The sequence below is a fragment of the Corynebacterium frankenforstense DSM 45800 genome, assembly GCF_001941485.1.
Taxonomy (GTDB): domain Bacteria; phylum Actinomycetota; class Actinomycetes; order Mycobacteriales; family Mycobacteriaceae; genus Corynebacterium; species Corynebacterium frankenforstense.
This window is the reverse complement of record NZ_CP009247.1, coordinates 343,603-359,478: the sequence shown is the minus strand read 5'-3', so window position 1 is coordinate 359,478 and position 15,876 is coordinate 343,603. Positions and strand designations below refer to the sequence as shown.

General features: G+C 72.8%; 4 protein-coding genes. 2 read left to right on the top strand and 2 right to left on the bottom strand.

The window, feature by feature from the left end; genetic code table 11:
- Positions 1-304: 304 nt before the first annotated feature.
- Positions 305-2,017 carry a long-chain-fatty-acid--CoA ligase gene (locus CFRA_RS01440; protein WP_415684546.1) on the top strand — a complete coding sequence of 571 codons (1,713 nt, stop codon included), beginning with the start codon at positions 305-307 and terminating at the stop codon, positions 2,015-2,017.
- Between the two features lie 133 nt (positions 2,018-2,150).
- Here CFRA_RS01440 and CFRA_RS01435 read toward each other — a convergent pair whose 3' ends face one another.
- On the bottom strand, positions 2,151-4,568 hold the full coding sequence (locus CFRA_RS01435; RefSeq protein ID WP_075663142.1) for an HNH endonuclease signature motif containing protein: 2,418 nt from the start codon (positions 4,566-4,568) through the stop codon (positions 2,151-2,153).
- 798 nt (positions 4,569-5,366) lie between these two features.
- Here CFRA_RS01435 and CFRA_RS01430 point away from each other — a divergent pair.
- Positions 5,367-14,786, top strand: coding sequence for a type I polyketide synthase (locus tag CFRA_RS01430; RefSeq protein ID WP_156887930.1), 9,420 nt, complete (start codon positions 5,367-5,369; stop codon positions 14,784-14,786).
- Here CFRA_RS01430 and CFRA_RS01425 read toward each other — a convergent pair.
- The gene (locus CFRA_RS01425; protein WP_075663140.1) at positions 14,726-15,847 is read right to left on the bottom strand and encodes a UDP-N-acetylmuramate dehydrogenase; all 1,122 of its coding nucleotides are present in this window, start codon (positions 15,845-15,847) and stop codon (positions 14,726-14,728) included. The genes CFRA_RS01430 and CFRA_RS01425 overlap by 61 nt on opposite strands.
- Positions 15,848-15,876 lie beyond the last annotated feature (29 nt).

Sequence of the window (15,876 nt, the reverse complement as noted above, 5' to 3'; positions counted from 1 at the left end):
ACCTACGTTCCAGTAACTTCGACACCGACCACCTCGACGACGACGTCGACAACCACGACAGCAACGCCGTCGACAACCACGCCAACACCAACCCCGACAACACCAACCCCGACAACACCAACCCCGACAACACCAACTCCAACAACCACGCCGCGGTGACGATTCGGCCACGTGCCGACCACGCACCACGCACCGCAGCAACCGATCCGTCATCGCCCCGGGCCCGGGGCGCGGGCGTCGGAAAGCGCCACGGCGCACGGCACCCGGACAGGATCCCGAAAGGATCGCCCAGCACATGACAGAGATGACCGACAAAGACCGCATCTGGCTGCAGCACTACGGGGACTGGACCCCGCACCACCTCGACTACGGCGAGACCACGCTGCTCGACATCTACGACAACAACCTCGCGGTGAACCCCGGCAAGCCCGCCACCTGGTTCTTCGGCCGCTCGTTGACCGTCGCGGAGATCGACCGCCAGGTGCGCGCCGCGGCCGCCGGCCTGCGCGCCCTGGGCGTGCGCCCCGGCGACCGGGTGGCCGTCGCGCTGCCGAACTGCCCGCAGCACCTCGTCATCTTCTACGCCGTACTCAAGCTGGGCGCGACCGTCGTCGAGCACAACCCGCTCTACACCACCCCTGAGCTGCGCGGACCGTTCCAGGACCACGCCGCGCGCGTGGCCGTCGTCTGGGACAAGGCCGCCCCCGTCTTCGAGCGGCTGCGCGGGCAGTCCGAGCTCGAGACGATCGTCACGGTCAACATGATCGACGAGATGCCCAGGACCATGCAGCTGGCCCTCAAGCTGCCGCTGCCGATGCTGCGCAAGAAGCGCGACCAGCTGACCGCGCCGGCTCCGAACTCGCTGCCCTGGGCGATGCTGCTCTCGCCGCAGCTGGGCGGCAACGGCGACGACGTCGAGACCCCCGGGGAGGTCACCCGCGATTCGGTGGCGCTGATCCTCTACACCTCGGGCACCACCGGCTCGCCGAAGGGCGCGCAGCTCAGCCACGGCAACATCTACGCCAACCTGCTGCAGGGCAAGTACTGGGTGCCGGGCCTCGGCGAGCAGCCGGAGCGCATGCTCGCCGCGCTGCCGGGTTTCCACGCCTACGGCATGACCATGAACTACGCGCTGATGATGCTCATCGGCGGCGAGCTCGTGCTGCTGCCGAGCCCGCAGATGGACCTGATCATGGACGTGTTCAAGAAGCACCCGCCGACATGGATCCCGGGCGTGCCGACCCTCTACGAGAAGATCGTGGAGACCGCCCAGAAGAAGGGCGTGAAGATCGAGGGCGTGCGCAACTCCTTCTCGGGTGCGTCGACGCTGCCGGTCTCGACGGTCCGACGCTGGGAGGAGATGACCGGCGGCCTGCTCGTCGAGGGCTACGGGCTGACCGAGACCTCCCCGATCGTCACCGGCAACCCGATGAGCGAGCACCGCCGCCCCGGCTACGTGGGCGTGCCGTTCCCGGACACCGACGTGCGCATCGCCGACCCGGAGAACCTGGACCGCACGATGCCGTACGGCGAGGAGGGCGAGCTGCTGGTCAAGGGCCCGCAGGTGTTCAAGGGCTACCTGAACAACCCGGAGGCCACGGAGAAGAGCTTCCACGACGGCTGGTACTGCACCGGTGACATCGCGGTGATGGAGGAGGACGGCTTCGTCCGCCTGGTGGCCCGCATCAAGGAGGTCATCATCACCGGCGGCTTCAACGTCTACCCGGCCGAGGTCGAGGAGGCGCTGCGCGAGCACCCGGCCATCGAGGACCTCGCCGTGGTGGGCGTGCCGCGTGGCGACGGCTCCGAGTCCGTCGTGGCGTGCGTGACCCTCAACGAGGGCGCGGCGCTGGATCCGGAGGGACTCAAGGAGTTCGCCCGTGAGCGTCTGACCCGCTACAAGGTGCCGCGCACCTTCTACCACTTCGAGGAGCTCGCCCGGGACCAGATGGGCAAGATCCGCCGCCGTGAGGTGCGCGATGACCTGCTCAAGATTCTGGAGAAGAACGAGAAGTAGGTCGGGCGCGGGACACTTGCCGGCGCCGGAGCCGGAGCGTCCGGCCTCCAGCTTCACCGGAACCGTAGCCCGGTAGACCAGGCGTCGTAGGCCCGGCCAAGTCATTCCCGACCCCCAGCCCTGCCCTTTCCGCTCACGCGGAGAAGAGGTGGGGCTGTTCGCCGTCTTCGGGGTCATCGTCCCGGCCGGCGTCGCTCGCGGCACCGTCGCTGTAGTGGGCGTCGAAGGGCCCGTCGGGTTCCACCGTCCATTCGGCTTCGGCCTGCGCCCACGCCTCGCGGTCGCGCTCGGCGCGCAGTTCGTCCAGCAGTTCCGCTTCCTCGGCCGCCGGCTGGTCAGTGGGCTCCTCCCCCGACGGTTGGCCGGCGGAGTACTCCCCCGGCGGCCTGGCGGTGGTGTCGTCCCTCACCGACTGGTCGGCGTGGCCCTCGGTCGGCGTACCCGGTGACGGGCCCACTGCTCCCGACCGACCGGGTGGCGCACCTGTCATTTCGCCAGGTCCACCGCCGGGTCCGCCACCGGGTTCACCGCCGGCGCCGTCGTCGGATCGGTCGTTCGACTGGACATCGGATTGTGTGCCCGCATTGAGGTCATTGAGGGCACGGATGCGCGCCCCGGCCGAGAGTTGTGCCTGGGCCGTCTCGTTGTACTCGATCTCCGGGGAGCCGGGCCACTTCTGCCCGATCCGTCCGTCCGACCCGCGGGCCGCCCATCCCCTGGCGAGATTCGCGTTCCGGCGGTCGTTGTTGTCCGTGTGGTGGGTGCGGCACCGCAGCGTCAGGTTCTCGATGTCGGTGCGCCCCGCGAGGAAGAACGCGATGATGTGGTGGACGTCGCACGCCTCGGCGCGCTGGGTGCACCCCGGGAAGGAGCAGACCAGCTCGGTGGCCACCAGCGCGGCCTTCTGGATGAAGGTAGCCGAACGGTAGGCCCGGCCCGCGATCAACGGGTTTCCGTCCTTGTTGTGCAGCACCATGATGTCGTGGCGGGCAGCCTGCAGCTGCAGCACCGCGAACAGGTCGAGGTCTGCACGGGTGTTGGTCGGGTACGTCTTCAGGAGGCCGCCGGGTGATCGCCCGGCGCTCGCGGTGACCTCCGCAAGCGATCGGGTGTCGGGCGGTAGGTCGGGGCCGGGGCCGGCGGGGCTTCTGCCCGGCGGCGCCGACACACCCGGAGCAGCAGCGGCACCGCCGGCGCCGCCGGAACCTCCGCCACCATTGGGGCTGCCCTCAGGGCCGCCGGCCCGGGCACCGTCTTCGGCATCCGAGTCACAGCCGCCACGGTCGTCACTGCGATCCCCGCCATCACGACCGGAGTCGCCGGGCTCTGCGCCGCCGTCAGCGCCGTCGGCGCCCGCACCCCGTCGGCTGTCCCCGTCACCGGTTCCGGCACCGGCCGCCCCCTCCGGGGAGAGGTCGGTGAGATCAGGGGCGGCGAAGGAGACCACCACGGAGGCCGCGCCGCGCCTCCTCGAGTCACACGAGGCCGCGTGCAGCAGCGCCTGATGCAGGGCGTCGGCCCGGCGCTGGTCCAGCGTGCGCGCGTCATCCATCTCGACGCCCTCGGGGAAGTCGAAGCCGGGTCGACGCGCTGGCGACACCAGGCTCTCGATCAGCGCCAGCGTCTCCGCCGGCACATACCCGCCGATGCGGGCACCGCCGTGTGCGTCGGGCTTGCCGATCCAGAACTTGCGCAGGCGCCGGCCCGCGAAGGGGTCCCGTGCCAGCGCGTTCGCACGGCGCACCCGGTGGCGCAGCCAGTCGCGGAGGTCCTCGACCCCACGACGGTCCGCCTGTTCGAGAGCCTCTCGCAGCAGTTGGTCGTAGCCGGGCCGGGCGGTCGGCAGGAGCTCCTCGAGCTCCGAGGCGATCACGGCCTTCTTCTCCGCGGCCACCCGCTTGCGGTACGCCTCCTTCCTGGCCTTCTCGCGCTCCTCGGCGGCGCGACGTCGCTCCGCCTCACGTCTCTCAGCCTGCAGCCGCTCCCACTCCTCCCGCTTCCTCCGCTGTTCCTCCTCCTCGCGCCGCTGCCACTCACTCTGCGCGTCCGAGCCGTCCGACCCGTCGGACCCGCCCTGGCCGGCCTGCCGATCCTGCGCGCCCTGCTGATCCTGCTCATCCTGCGGGCGGCCGTCAGCGCTGTCAGTGCCGTCAGCACCGTCGGCACCACCGTCGTGCCCGGGAACGGCGTCATCGCCGCCCGAACCGGCGCCGGCGCCGTCGGCCGAACCGGAGTGGACATCCCTGGGCGGACGCGGCTCGCCGAAGGTCATCTCCGCGCGCCGGATGCGGTCGAAGGCTTCCTTGCGGGACAGACCCAGACGGCGCACCAGGAACTGCTCGGCCTTGTTCGAGCCGACCATGTCACCGGCGTGGTGCATCCCCGCCAGGTGGGCGACGACCTCGTCGACGAGCTCCTTGGAGCCCATCGCCTTCTCCAGGCGTTCGACCGCGGGGACGATCACGGCGAAGTCCTCGGCGCTCATCTCCGGGGTCACCAGGTCCGGCAGCGCGACCAGGGCGTCGGCGGCGGCATCCAGCGCCGCGAGCACAGCTTCCGCACTCGAGGCGAAGTTCGCCTTCGAGCCCGGTCGCGTCGACGCAGATTCATCGCCCTGATTATTCGAACGCCTGGACGTTTCCGCGAGAGTTTTCCGGCCACTCATGGATGCACACCCCCTCTCCCCAACTGGAGAAGCTGCCGATCAACCACCATCCCGCGAAGCCGCAGATAATGGCAGTTCAACGAGTTAGAAGTCGATATTTCCTTGCCCCGGAGCCCCGCCACCGAACCGATGAAACGTCGTCCCCCGAGATTTTCCGTTCACCCCTGAGGGTACAGCCCCATAAGCTGATTCGCAACCCTGTTCGGTAAATTTCTCGAACTTTTCCGAACCCTGCAGGTCGGCGCACTTCAGCCCCTCACCCGCCACCCAAGACAACGGAGATAACGACAACCGAAGCGCCGAAACAACAGCGACAACAGCCACAGGAGCGCCGGAGCTACAGCTCCAGACCGGCGACCCCGCGGCCCCGCAACCCCGCAACCCCACGACCCCCGCAGCCACAACAGCCGCCACCACACCCACCCCGCCCCACCCCACCCCAAGAACCCCACCCCAAGACCCAAAGCCCCCGCCTCAACCTACGCAGACGTAATAGCGCCAGGAGAAACATTTAGCCCCGCCCACCACGCGCGACACTCTCAAACATGAGCGTTTCTTCACATTATCGGCCATCGTCGCTATGATGTTGCCTCGGCCAAAGAAACGTGCAGCCCAGCAGCCCGCCCAGACGGGCCGTCAGACCGCTGCGGCCGACCCCTGACCGCCGATTCGCGAAGGATAAGCATGTCCCTCACCCCCCTTCTGTCCATGGAGCACCCGGCCCTGATCTTCGCCGGCCAGGGTTCCCCGTGGCAGCTGGCCGTCTCGACCGCGGCCGCACAGCCCGGCGTCGCGCCGCGCCTGCAGGCCCTCATCGACCGCGTGCGCACCCGCACCGCGCCGCTGGCCCGCGAGATCGGCAGCACAGTTCCCGGCGTCTTCGAGCGCCTCACGAGCCTGACCGGCCCGGACGCGACCGCCGAGGCACTGCCCGCCGACGCCCAGCCGGCCGTCTCCGTGCCGGGCATCGTGCTCGGCCAGATCGCCGCCGTCGAGCACCTCCGCGACCTCGGTCTGGACCTGACCGCCACCGAGTGCGCCGGCCACTCCCAGGGCGACCTCGGCGTCGCCGCCGTGCGCCACCCCGAGGCGGCGCTCGCCCTCGCCGTGCTCATGGGCACCGCGCTGTCGGCCCCCACCGCCTTCGACAACCGCTCCCGGATGCTGTCCGTGCGCGGGCTGTCGCTTGACGACGTCGCGTCGGCCGCCGATGCGGTCGACGGCACCGCCGTGGTGGCCGTCGTCAACGGCCCCACCCACCAGGTGCTCTCCGGCACCCCGGAGGATCTCGCGGCCGTGCGCCGCGCCCTCGAGGAGCTCGTCTCCGCGCACAACCGGCGCGTCGAGGAGCGCGAGACCGGCGGTGACCCGCTCGAGCCGCGCTTCGACGAACTGCCCGTCGCCGCCGCCTTCCACAACCCCGTCAACGCGGAGGCCGCCGCCACCGCGATCGAGTGGGCCCGCCGCTGCGGCGTGGACGCCGACGTCGACGCCGCCGGGCTGGTCAACGAGATCTTCGTCAACCACTTCGACTGGTCCGCCCGCGTCCGCGACCTCCGGGACAAGGGCGTCACCCACGTGCTCAGCCTCGACACCGGCCTGGCCCGGATGACCGAGAACCTGCTGGCCGGCACCGGTGTTCCCGTCATCCCGGCCGGCTCCGCCGCCGAGCGTGACCGCCTGGCCACCCCGGGCAGTGCCCTGCCGCAGGCCGAGACCTGGGAGGACTTCGCCCCGCGCCTGGTCCGCCTGCCCGACGGCGAGGTCAAGCTGCAGACCCGCTTCTCCAAACTGACCGGCTACTCCCCCGTCATCCTCGCCGGCATGACGCCGACCACGGTGGACCCGGACATCGTCGCCGCGGCCGCCAACGCCGGCCACTGGGCCGAGATGGCCGGCGGCGGGCAGTTCTCGGAGGAGGTCTTCACCGCCAACAAGGACGCCCTGATCGCCCAGCTCGAGCCGGGCCGCGCCGCCCAGTTCAACTCCATGTACTTCGACCGGTTCCTGTGGAACCTGCAGTTCGGCCAGCAGCGCATCGTCTCGCGCGCCCGCGCGGCCGGCGCCGCCATCAACGGCGTGACCGTCTCCGCCGGCATCCCCGAGCCGGAGGAGGCCCGCGAGCTGCTCGCCCAGCTGCACGCCGACGGCTACCCCTACGTCGCCTTCAAGCCGGGCACCTCGGTGCAGATCCGCGCCACCCTGGCCATCGCCGACGACAACCCGGACACCGCCATCATCATGCAGGTCGAGGACGGCCACGCCGGCGGCCACCACTCCTGGGTCAACCTCGACGACATGCTGCGCGCGACCTACGCGGAGATCCGCCGCCGCCCGAACGTCACCCTCGCCGTCGGCGGCGGCCTCGGCGACCCCGAGCGCGCCGCGGACTACCTGCTGGGCACCTGGTCGGCCGCCTACGGCCTGCCGGCCATGCCCGTCGACGCCGTGCTCGTCGGCACCGCCGCGATGACCGCCCGCGAGGCCAAGACCTCCCCGCAGGTCAAGGAGCTGCTGCGTGAGACCCCGGGCGTCGCGCCCGAGGACAACGAGGGCTGGGTCGGCCGCCTGGCCTGCGCCGGCGGTGTCACCTCCGGCCAGTCGCACCTGCTCGCGGACATGCACGAGCTGGACAACGACTTCGCCGCGGCCTCCCGCCGCATCACGGAGCTGGACTCCGACTCCTACGCGGAGCACCGCGAGGAGCTCATCGAGCTGCTGTCCAGGACCTCCAAGCCCTACTTCGGCGACGTCGACGAGATGACCTACGCCGAGTGGGTCGACCGCTTCGTCGACCTGGCCTTCCCGTGGATCGACCCGACCTGGCCGGACCGCTTCCTGGACCTGCTGCGTCGCGTCGAGGCCCGCCTCAACGCCGCCGACCACGGCGAGATCCCCACCCTCTTCCCCGACCTGGCCTCCGTCGAGGACGGGCCGGCCGCCGCCGCCCGCCTCAGGGAGGCCTACCCGGAGGCCGCCGAGACCGCCGTCGCCGCCCGCGACGCCGCCTGGTGGGTCGGCCTGAACCGCAAGCACCACAAGCCCATGCCCTGGGTCACCGCCATCGATGGTGACCTCAAGCGCTGGTTCGGCCTGGACTCCCTGTGGCAGTCCCAGGACGAGCGCTACCCGGCCTCCGCCGTGCGCGCGATCCCCGGCCCGGTCTCCGTCGGCGCGATCACCACCGTCGACGAGCCCGTCGCCGACATCCTGGACCGCTATGAGCAGGTCGCCGCCGGCCGCATCGACGCCGAGCCGGTCGCGCGCTTCGCCCGCCTCGAGGACGCCGCCGACGCCCGCGAGCTGATCACCGCCTCGCCGACGATCGTCTGGCACGGCCACCTGATCGACAACCCCGCCCACGTGCTGGCCCCCGGCGCCTTCGAGCTCATCCCCGGCGACTCCGACACCGAGTGGACCGTGCGCGTGCTCGCCGAGACCCGCTGGGACGACCTGCCCGAGCGCCCCTACGCCGTGCGCAATGTCGACATCCCGCTCGACCTGGGCCCGGCCGTGCACACCGGCGCCTCCCCCGTGGTCAGCGACGCCCGCCTGCCCGAGAGCGTCTTCGCCCTGCTCGCCGGCGTCGCCGGCGTGGGCTCCGCCTCCGCCGCCGGCGACACGATCGACGCCCTGCCGACCGTGGGCGCGACCACCGAGGCCGCCCCCTACGGCCTGGTCACCGACTCCTTCCACCTGCCGGAGCACCTGCTGCGCGCGCACAGCGCCGTCACGGGCGCCCCGCTCGGCGTCGAGCCCGGCACCCCCGACGTGCTCGTCGGCCCCTGCTGGCCGGCCATCTACACCGCGCTGGGCACCGGCCGGCTCGCCGACGGCTACCCCGTCATCGAGGGCCTGCTCAACGCCGTGCACTTCGACCACTCCGTCGAGCTGCGCCGCCCGCTCGCCGAGCTCGCCGCCCCGGGTGAAGGCCGCCGCCTGACCGTCGAGTCGCGCTGCACCTCCATCGACGAGTCCGCCTCCGGGCGCATCGTGCGCGTCGACCTCGACGTCTTCGCGGACGCCGGTGAAATTGACGACGTCGCGCACGCCGGCGTCGGCGCCGACGGCGCCGTGGGCGCGCCCACGGCGACCGACGGGACGTCGGCAAGCGGACGGGTGCTCGTGGCCACCCTGGTCGAGCGCTTCTGCATCCGCGGCCGCGCCGTCGGCCACGCCCAGCCGCCGGCCGCGCCGGAGTACGGCGACGCGCCGGCCGCCGCGGGCATCCGCTCCGGCCAGCGCTCCTTCGTCGACCGCGCGACCGTGACCGCGCCGGGCAACATGACCGCCTTCGCGATGGTCTCCGGCGACTACAACCCGATCCACACCTCGGCAAACGCCGCCCGCCTGGTCGGCCTGGACGCGCCGCTGGTGCACGGCATGTGGCTCTCGGCGACCGCCCAGCACCTCGCCGGCCGCCACGGCCACGTCGAGGGCTGGACCTACAACATGTACGGCATGGTGCAGCTCAACGACGAGGTCGAGATCACCGTCGAGCGCGTCGGCCGCGCCGGGCTGCACGCCGCCCTCGAGGTCACCTGCCGCATCGGCGGCGACGTCGTCTCGCGCGGGCAGGCGCTGCTCGCCGAGCCGAAGACCGCCTACGTCTACCCCGGCCAGGGTGTGCAGGCCACCGGCATGGGCGCCGCGGACCGCTCCGCCTCGGCCGCGGCCCGCGAGATCTGGCGCCGCGCCGACCGCCACACGCGCACCGCGCTGGGCTTCTCCATCCGGCACATCGTCGACGACAACCCGACCGAGCTGACCGTGCGCGGGCGGACCTTCCGCCACCCCGCCGGCGTGCTCAACCTGACGCAGTTCACCCAGGTCGCGCTGGCCGTGGTCGCCTACGCGGAGACCGAGCGCCTGCGCGACGAGGACGCCGTTGCCGACAGCCCGGGCGTGATGTACGCCGGGCACTCCCTCGGCGAGTACACGGCCCTGGCCAGCCTCGGCGACATCTTCGAGCTCGAGGGCGTCATCGACATCGTCTACTCGCGCGGCTCCGCGATGGGTTCGCTCGTCCCGCGCGACGAGACCGGCCGCTCGAACTACGGCCTGGCCGCCCTGCGCCCGAACATGATCGGCGTGGGCCCGGACGCGGTCCAGGGCTACGTCGACCGGGTCGCCGGGCAGAGCGGCGAGTTCCTGGAGATCGTCAACTACAACATCCCCGGCCAGCAGTACTCCGTGGCCGGCACCGTCGCCGGGCTCGACGCCCTGGCCGCGGCGGCCAACGCCGTCAACCCGCGCGCCCTCGTGCGCATCCCGGGCATCGACGTGCCGTTCCACTCCACCGTGCTGCGCCCGGGCGTGGCCGCCTTCGCCGAGAAGCTCGACGAGCTGCTGCCCGCCGAGATCAACCTCAAGGCGCTGGTCGGCCGCTACGTGCCGAACCTCGTCGCCCGGCCCTTCGAGCTGACCGACGACTTCCTCGACGCCGTGCGCGCCGTCGCCCCGTCCGAGCGCCTCGCCGGGGTCACCGCGGACTCGCTGAGCCCGAACGACCTCGCCCGCGTGCTGCTCATCGAGCTTCTGAGCTGGCAGTTCGCCTCGCCGGTGCGCTGGATCGAGACCCAGGAGCTGCTGCTGGACTCCGTCGACCAGATCGTCGAGGTCGGCCTCGCCGCCTCCCCGACGCTCGCGAACATGGCCAAGCGCACCATGGACGTCCTCGGCCGCCACGTGCCCGTCTTCAACGTCGAGCGCGACCACGACGCCGTGACGCTTTCCGACGTCGCGTCCGCACCCGCGGCGGAGACGTCGCCGTCCGCTGACGCGGCGGCCGCTGACGTGGCGACCGCTGACGCGGCCGCCACCGAGGAAGGTGCCGCAGGCCAGGCCGCCACCGGGCAGGGTGGCGCTCCCGAGGCGCCCTCCGAGTCCGGGGCCGTGCCCGCCCCGGCCGCCGAGGTCTCGCCCACCCCGGCTGCGGTCGCCGAGGTCGGTTCCGCCGGTCCCGCCGCACCCGCCGCCCCGGCGGCCGGCGGTTCCGCCGCCGACGCGCCCGAGCTCCCCTTCGACGCGGCCGACGCGATCATGGTGCTCTTCGCGTTCCAGAACAAGATCCGCCTCGACCAGATCAACGACTCCGACACCGTCGAGGAGCTGACCAACGGTGTCAGCTCGCGCCGCAACCAGCTGCTCATGGACATGTCCGGTGAGCTGGGCGTGCCCGCCATCGACGGCGCGGCCGACGCGGACGTCGCCACGCTGCGCGAGCGCGTGCGCACCGCCGCCCCGGGCTACCGGCCCTTCGGCTCCGTCCTCGGTGAGGCCGTCGACTCCCGCCTGCGCGCCCTGACCGGTGCCGCCGGCCTGAAGCCCGCCGCGATCGGCGAGGCCGTCACCGGCTCCTGGGGCCTGCCCGAGAGCTGGGTCGGCCACGTCGAGGCCGAGATCCTGCTCGGCTCCCGCGAGGGCGAGTCCGTCCGCGGCGGCGAGCTGACCACCGTGCCCACCTCCGCCTCCACCAAGCAGGAGGTCACCGCGCTTGTCGACGCCGCGGTGGCCGCCGTCGCCGCCCGCGCCGGCGTCTCCGTCTCCCGCGCCGCCGCCGGCGGCCAGGGCGGCGGGGCAGTCGTCGATTCGGCCGCGCTGGACGCCTTCGCCGAGACCGTCACCGGCGCGGAGGGCGTGCTCGCCACCGCCGCCCGCGGCGTGCTCGAGCAGCTGGGCCTTTCCACCGACGCCGACGAGGCCGCCGCCGCGCTCGCGGCCGCCGGGGAGGGCGCCGCCGAGGCGGCCACCCTGGCCGCCACCGTCGAGGCCGAGCTCGGCACCGACTGGCTGCGCCTGGTCACCCCGAGCTTCGACGGCAACCGCGCCGTCCTCTTCGACGACCGCTGGGCCTCCGCCCGCGAGGAGCTGGCCCGCATCGCCCTGGGTGACGACGGCTTCGCCGCCGCCACCGATGACAAGGCCATCAGCACCGGGAACAAGGACGCCGCCACCGATGACAAGGCCATCAGCACCGGGAACAAGGACGAGGAGCAGATCCTCGCCCGCTTCGCCGGGACCGGCGCCACCGTCGCCGCCCAGGCCGACTGGTGGGCGCACAACGGCGGCGAGAACCCCGCCCTGCTGCGCCGCATCGCCGAGGCCGCGGCCGAGCCGGCCGCCGAACAGCGCTTCGCCGACCAGATCGCCCTGGTCACCGGCGGGGCCCCCGGCTCCATCGCCGCCGACGTCGTCGCCCGCCTGCTGGGCGAGGGCGCCACGGTGATCATGACCTCCTCGCGCGTCACCCAGGCCCGCAAGGAGTTCGCCCGCACCCTCTACGCCCGCCACGCCGTCAACGGCGCGGCCCTGTGGCTGGTGCCCGCCAACCTCTCCAGCTACCGCGACGTCGACGCCCTGATCGACTGGATCGGCACCGAGCAGGTGGAGACCCAGGGCAACCAGACCACCGTGATCAAGCCCGCGCTGGTGCCCACGCTGGCCTACCCCTTCGCCGCCCCGTCAGTCTCCGGCTCCCTGGCCGAGGCCGGCCCGGCCGCCGAGAACCAGGCCCGCCTGCTGCTGTGGTCCGTCGAGCGCACCGTCGCCGGGCTCTCCCGCCTGGCCCAGGACGCCGTGGACACCCGCTGCCACGTCGTGCTGCCCGGCTCCCCGAACCGCGGCATGTTCGGCGGCGACGGCGCCTACGGCGAGGTCAAGGCCGCCCTCGACGCGATCTGCGCCAAGTGGTCCGCCGAGGCCGGCTGGCCCGAGGGGGTCACCCTGGCCCAGGCCCGCATCGGCTGGGTCGCCGGCACCAACCTCATGGGCGGCAACGACGTCCTGGTGCCCGCCGCCCGCGCCCACGGCATCCACGTCTGGAGCCCCGAGGAGATCTCCACCGAGCTCGTCGGACTGGCCGACGCCGAGACCCGCGAGAAGGCGGCCTCCGCCCCGGTCATCGCCGACCTCACCGGCGGCCTCGGATCCGCGGCCGTCTCCATCACCGAGCTGGCCGCGGAAGCCGCGGCGTCCGCTGACGCGAACGCCGCCAACCAGGCTGACACCGCAACGGACGCAACTGCGACGGCCGACGGGACGTCGTCAATCGAGCCCAGCATCACCGCGCTGCCGAACTCCCCGCGGCCCGTCCAGCCGAACGGCGAGGGCGTGCAGCTGAACGAGGTCACCCAGGACCTCGACGACATGGTCGTCATGGTCGGCCTCGGCGAGGTCTCCTCGTGGGGCTCCGGACGCACCCGCACCGAGGCCGAGTACGGCATCCGCCGCGACGGCTCCGTCGAGCTGACCGCCGCCGGCGTGCTCGAGCTGGCCTGGATGACCGGCCTGGTGCACTGGGCCGAGGACCCGACCCCGGGCTGGTACGACGCCGAGGGCACCGCCGTTCCCGAGGAGGAGATCTACGAGCGCTACCGCGACGAGGTCGTCGCCCGCTCCGGCATCCGCGCGCTCAGCGACAAGTTCTTCCTCAAGGACGGCGGCTCCGTGGACGTCGCCGAGGTCTTCCTCGACCGCGACATCACCTTCACGGTGCCCACCCGTGCCGAGGCCGAGGACATCGCCGCGGCCGACCCCGCCAAGACCTCCGTGCGCGAGGCCGACGGCGAGTGGGAGGTCACCCGCCACAAGGGCGCGACGGCCCGCGTGCCGCGCCGCGCCACCCTCTCGCGCAGCGTCGCCGGCCAGATGCCGGACGACTTCGACCCGGCGCGCTGGGGCGTGCCCGCCTCCATGATCGACGCCGCGGACCGCATCACCGTGTGGAACCTGGTCACCGCCGTCGACGCGTTCATCTCCTCCGGGTTCTCCCCGGCCGAGCTGCTGCGCGCCGTGCACCCGACCGACGTCGCGTCCACCCAGGGCACCGGCATCGGCGGCATGGAGAGCCTGCACAAGGTGTTCGTCTCCCGCTTCCTCGGCGAGGACCGGCCCAGCGACATCCTCCAGGAGGCGCTGCCCAACGTCGTGGCCGCGCACGTCATGCAGGACTACGTCGGCGGCTACGGCGCGATGATCCACCCGGTCGCCGCCTGCGCCACCGCGGCGGTCTCCGTCGAGGAGGGCGTGGACAAGATCCGCCTGCACAAGGCCGACGTGGTCGTCGCCGGCGGCATCGACGACGTCCAGGTCGAGTCCCTCCAGGGCTTCGGCGACATGAACGCCACCGCCGAGACCGCGAAGATGACGGCCAAGGGCATCGACCCGCGCTTCATCTCCCGGCCGAACGACCGGCGCCGCGGCGGCTTCCTCGAGGCCGAGGGCGGCGGCACCGTGCTGCTGGCCCGCGGCTCCGTGGCCGCCGAGCTGGGCCTGCCGGTGCTGGCCGTGGTCGGCTACGCCGCCAGCCACGCCGACGGCGCGCACACCTCGATCCCCGCGCCCGGTCTGGGTGCGCTCGGCGCCGCGCGCGGCGGGGCGGACTCGACGCTGGCGCGCTCCCTGCGCGAGCTCGGCCTGACCCCGGACGACGTGCGCGTGGTCTCCAAGCACGACACCTCGACCAACGCGAACGACCCGAACGAGTCCGAGCTGCACGCCCTGATGTGGCGCGCCGTCGGCCGCGACGAGGGCAACCCGCTGTTCGTGGTCTCGCAGAAGTCGCTGACCGGCCACGCCAAGGGCGGCGCCGCGCTGTTCCAGATGGGCGGGCTCGTCGAGATCCTGCGCTCCGGACGCCTGCCGCAGAACGCCTCGCTCGACTGCGTCGACCCGGAGATCGGCACCAAGGGCGGCCCCCTGGTCTGGCTGCGCGCCCCGCTCGATCTGGGCGCCGGCGCGGTGAAGGCCGGCGTGCTGACCTCGCTGGGCTTCGGCCACGTCGCCGCGATCGTGGTGCTCGCGCACCCGGCCGTCTTCGAGGCGGCCCTGCGCGACGCCCGCGGCGAGCAGGCCGCGCGCGACTGGCGCAGGCGCGCCACCGCGCGCCTGCGCGCCGGCGTGCACCGCCTGGAGGCCGGCATGATCGGCCGCGCCACGCTCTACGAGGCGCCGGACGCCCGCCGCCTGCCGGAGCAGGGCTCTCACGAGGCCGAGATCGCCCTGCTGCTCGACGCCGGCACCCGCCTGGGCGCCGACGGGATCTACCCGTCGAGCTCGACGCCGACCCAGACCGGCTCGGGCACGAGCGTGACCCCGAAGTAGTCGCGCACCCCGTCGCGGATCTCGCGGGCCAGGCCCACCAGATCCGCGGTGCGCGCCCCGCCCCGGTTCGTCAACGCCAGCGTGTGCCTGGTGGAGACGCGGACCGGGGCTTCGGCGTCCGGGTAGCCGCGCGGGAACCCGGCGCGCTCGATCAGCCACGCCGCCGAGAGCTTCACCCCACCGGGCGCGGCGTAGCGCGGCATGCCGTCGGCCTCCGCGTCGCCGTAGGTGGCGCGCACGATGTCGCACACGGCGCCGGCCGTCTCCGCGTCGACGACGGGGTTGGTGAAGAAGGAGCCGGCCGACCAGGTGTCGTGGTCGGCGGCGTCGAGGACCATTCCCTTGCCGCGGCGCAGCTTCAGCACCTCCTCGCGCACCTGCGCGGCCGGGAAACGCTCGTCGGCGTGTTCGGCGCCGAGCGCCCGGGCCAGCGCACCGAAACGCAGCGGGGCGGAGAGCCCGTCGCAGGCCAGCTGCAGCTCGATCTCGAGCACCACGGCGCGGCCCGAGTACTTCAGGTTGGACCAGCGGTAGGCCAGCTCCAGCGAGGCCGCCGGCACCCACTCGTCGACGCGGCGGGCGCGGTCCCACAGGCGCACCCGGGTCAGCCGGTCGCCGACCTCCGCGCCGTAGGCGCCCACGTTCTGCACCGGGGTCGCCCCGGCCGAGCCGGGGATGCCGGAGAGGCACTCGATACCGCCCAGCCCCGCGGCCACCGAGGTCGCGACGACCTCGTCCCACACGGCGCCGGCCTGCGCGCGCACCAGGCCGCTCGCGGCGTCCACGGAGACCTCGTCGCACTCGAGGACGACGACGTAGAGGTCGAGCCCGCCGTCGGCGACGACGAGGTTGGAGCCGCCGCCCACGACGAGCACGCCCACGCCGGCGGCGTCGAGAAGCCCCACGGCGGCGCAGACGGCCTCCGGGCTCGCGCACCGCACGGTGGCGGCCGGGCGCCCGCCGAGGCGCAGGGTGGTCAGGTCGGCCAGGCGCGTCTCGGTGTCGACGCGCACCGCGTCGATCTCCCCGAGCCGGCGGATGAGCTCGTTGTCTGGTGTCACGGGTTCAGCACACACGCCTTTAACGGTAG

What these genes read in the sequence shown, in the direction of transcription:
- CFRA_RS01440 (WP_415684546.1), top strand. Translation starts at nt 305, where the DNA reads ATGACCGACAAAGACCGCATCTGGCTGCAGCACTACGGGGACTGGACC.
- CFRA_RS01430 (WP_156887930.1), top strand. Translation starts at nt 5,367, where the DNA reads ATGTCCCTCACCCCCCTTCTGTCCATGGAGCACCCGGCCCTGATCTTC.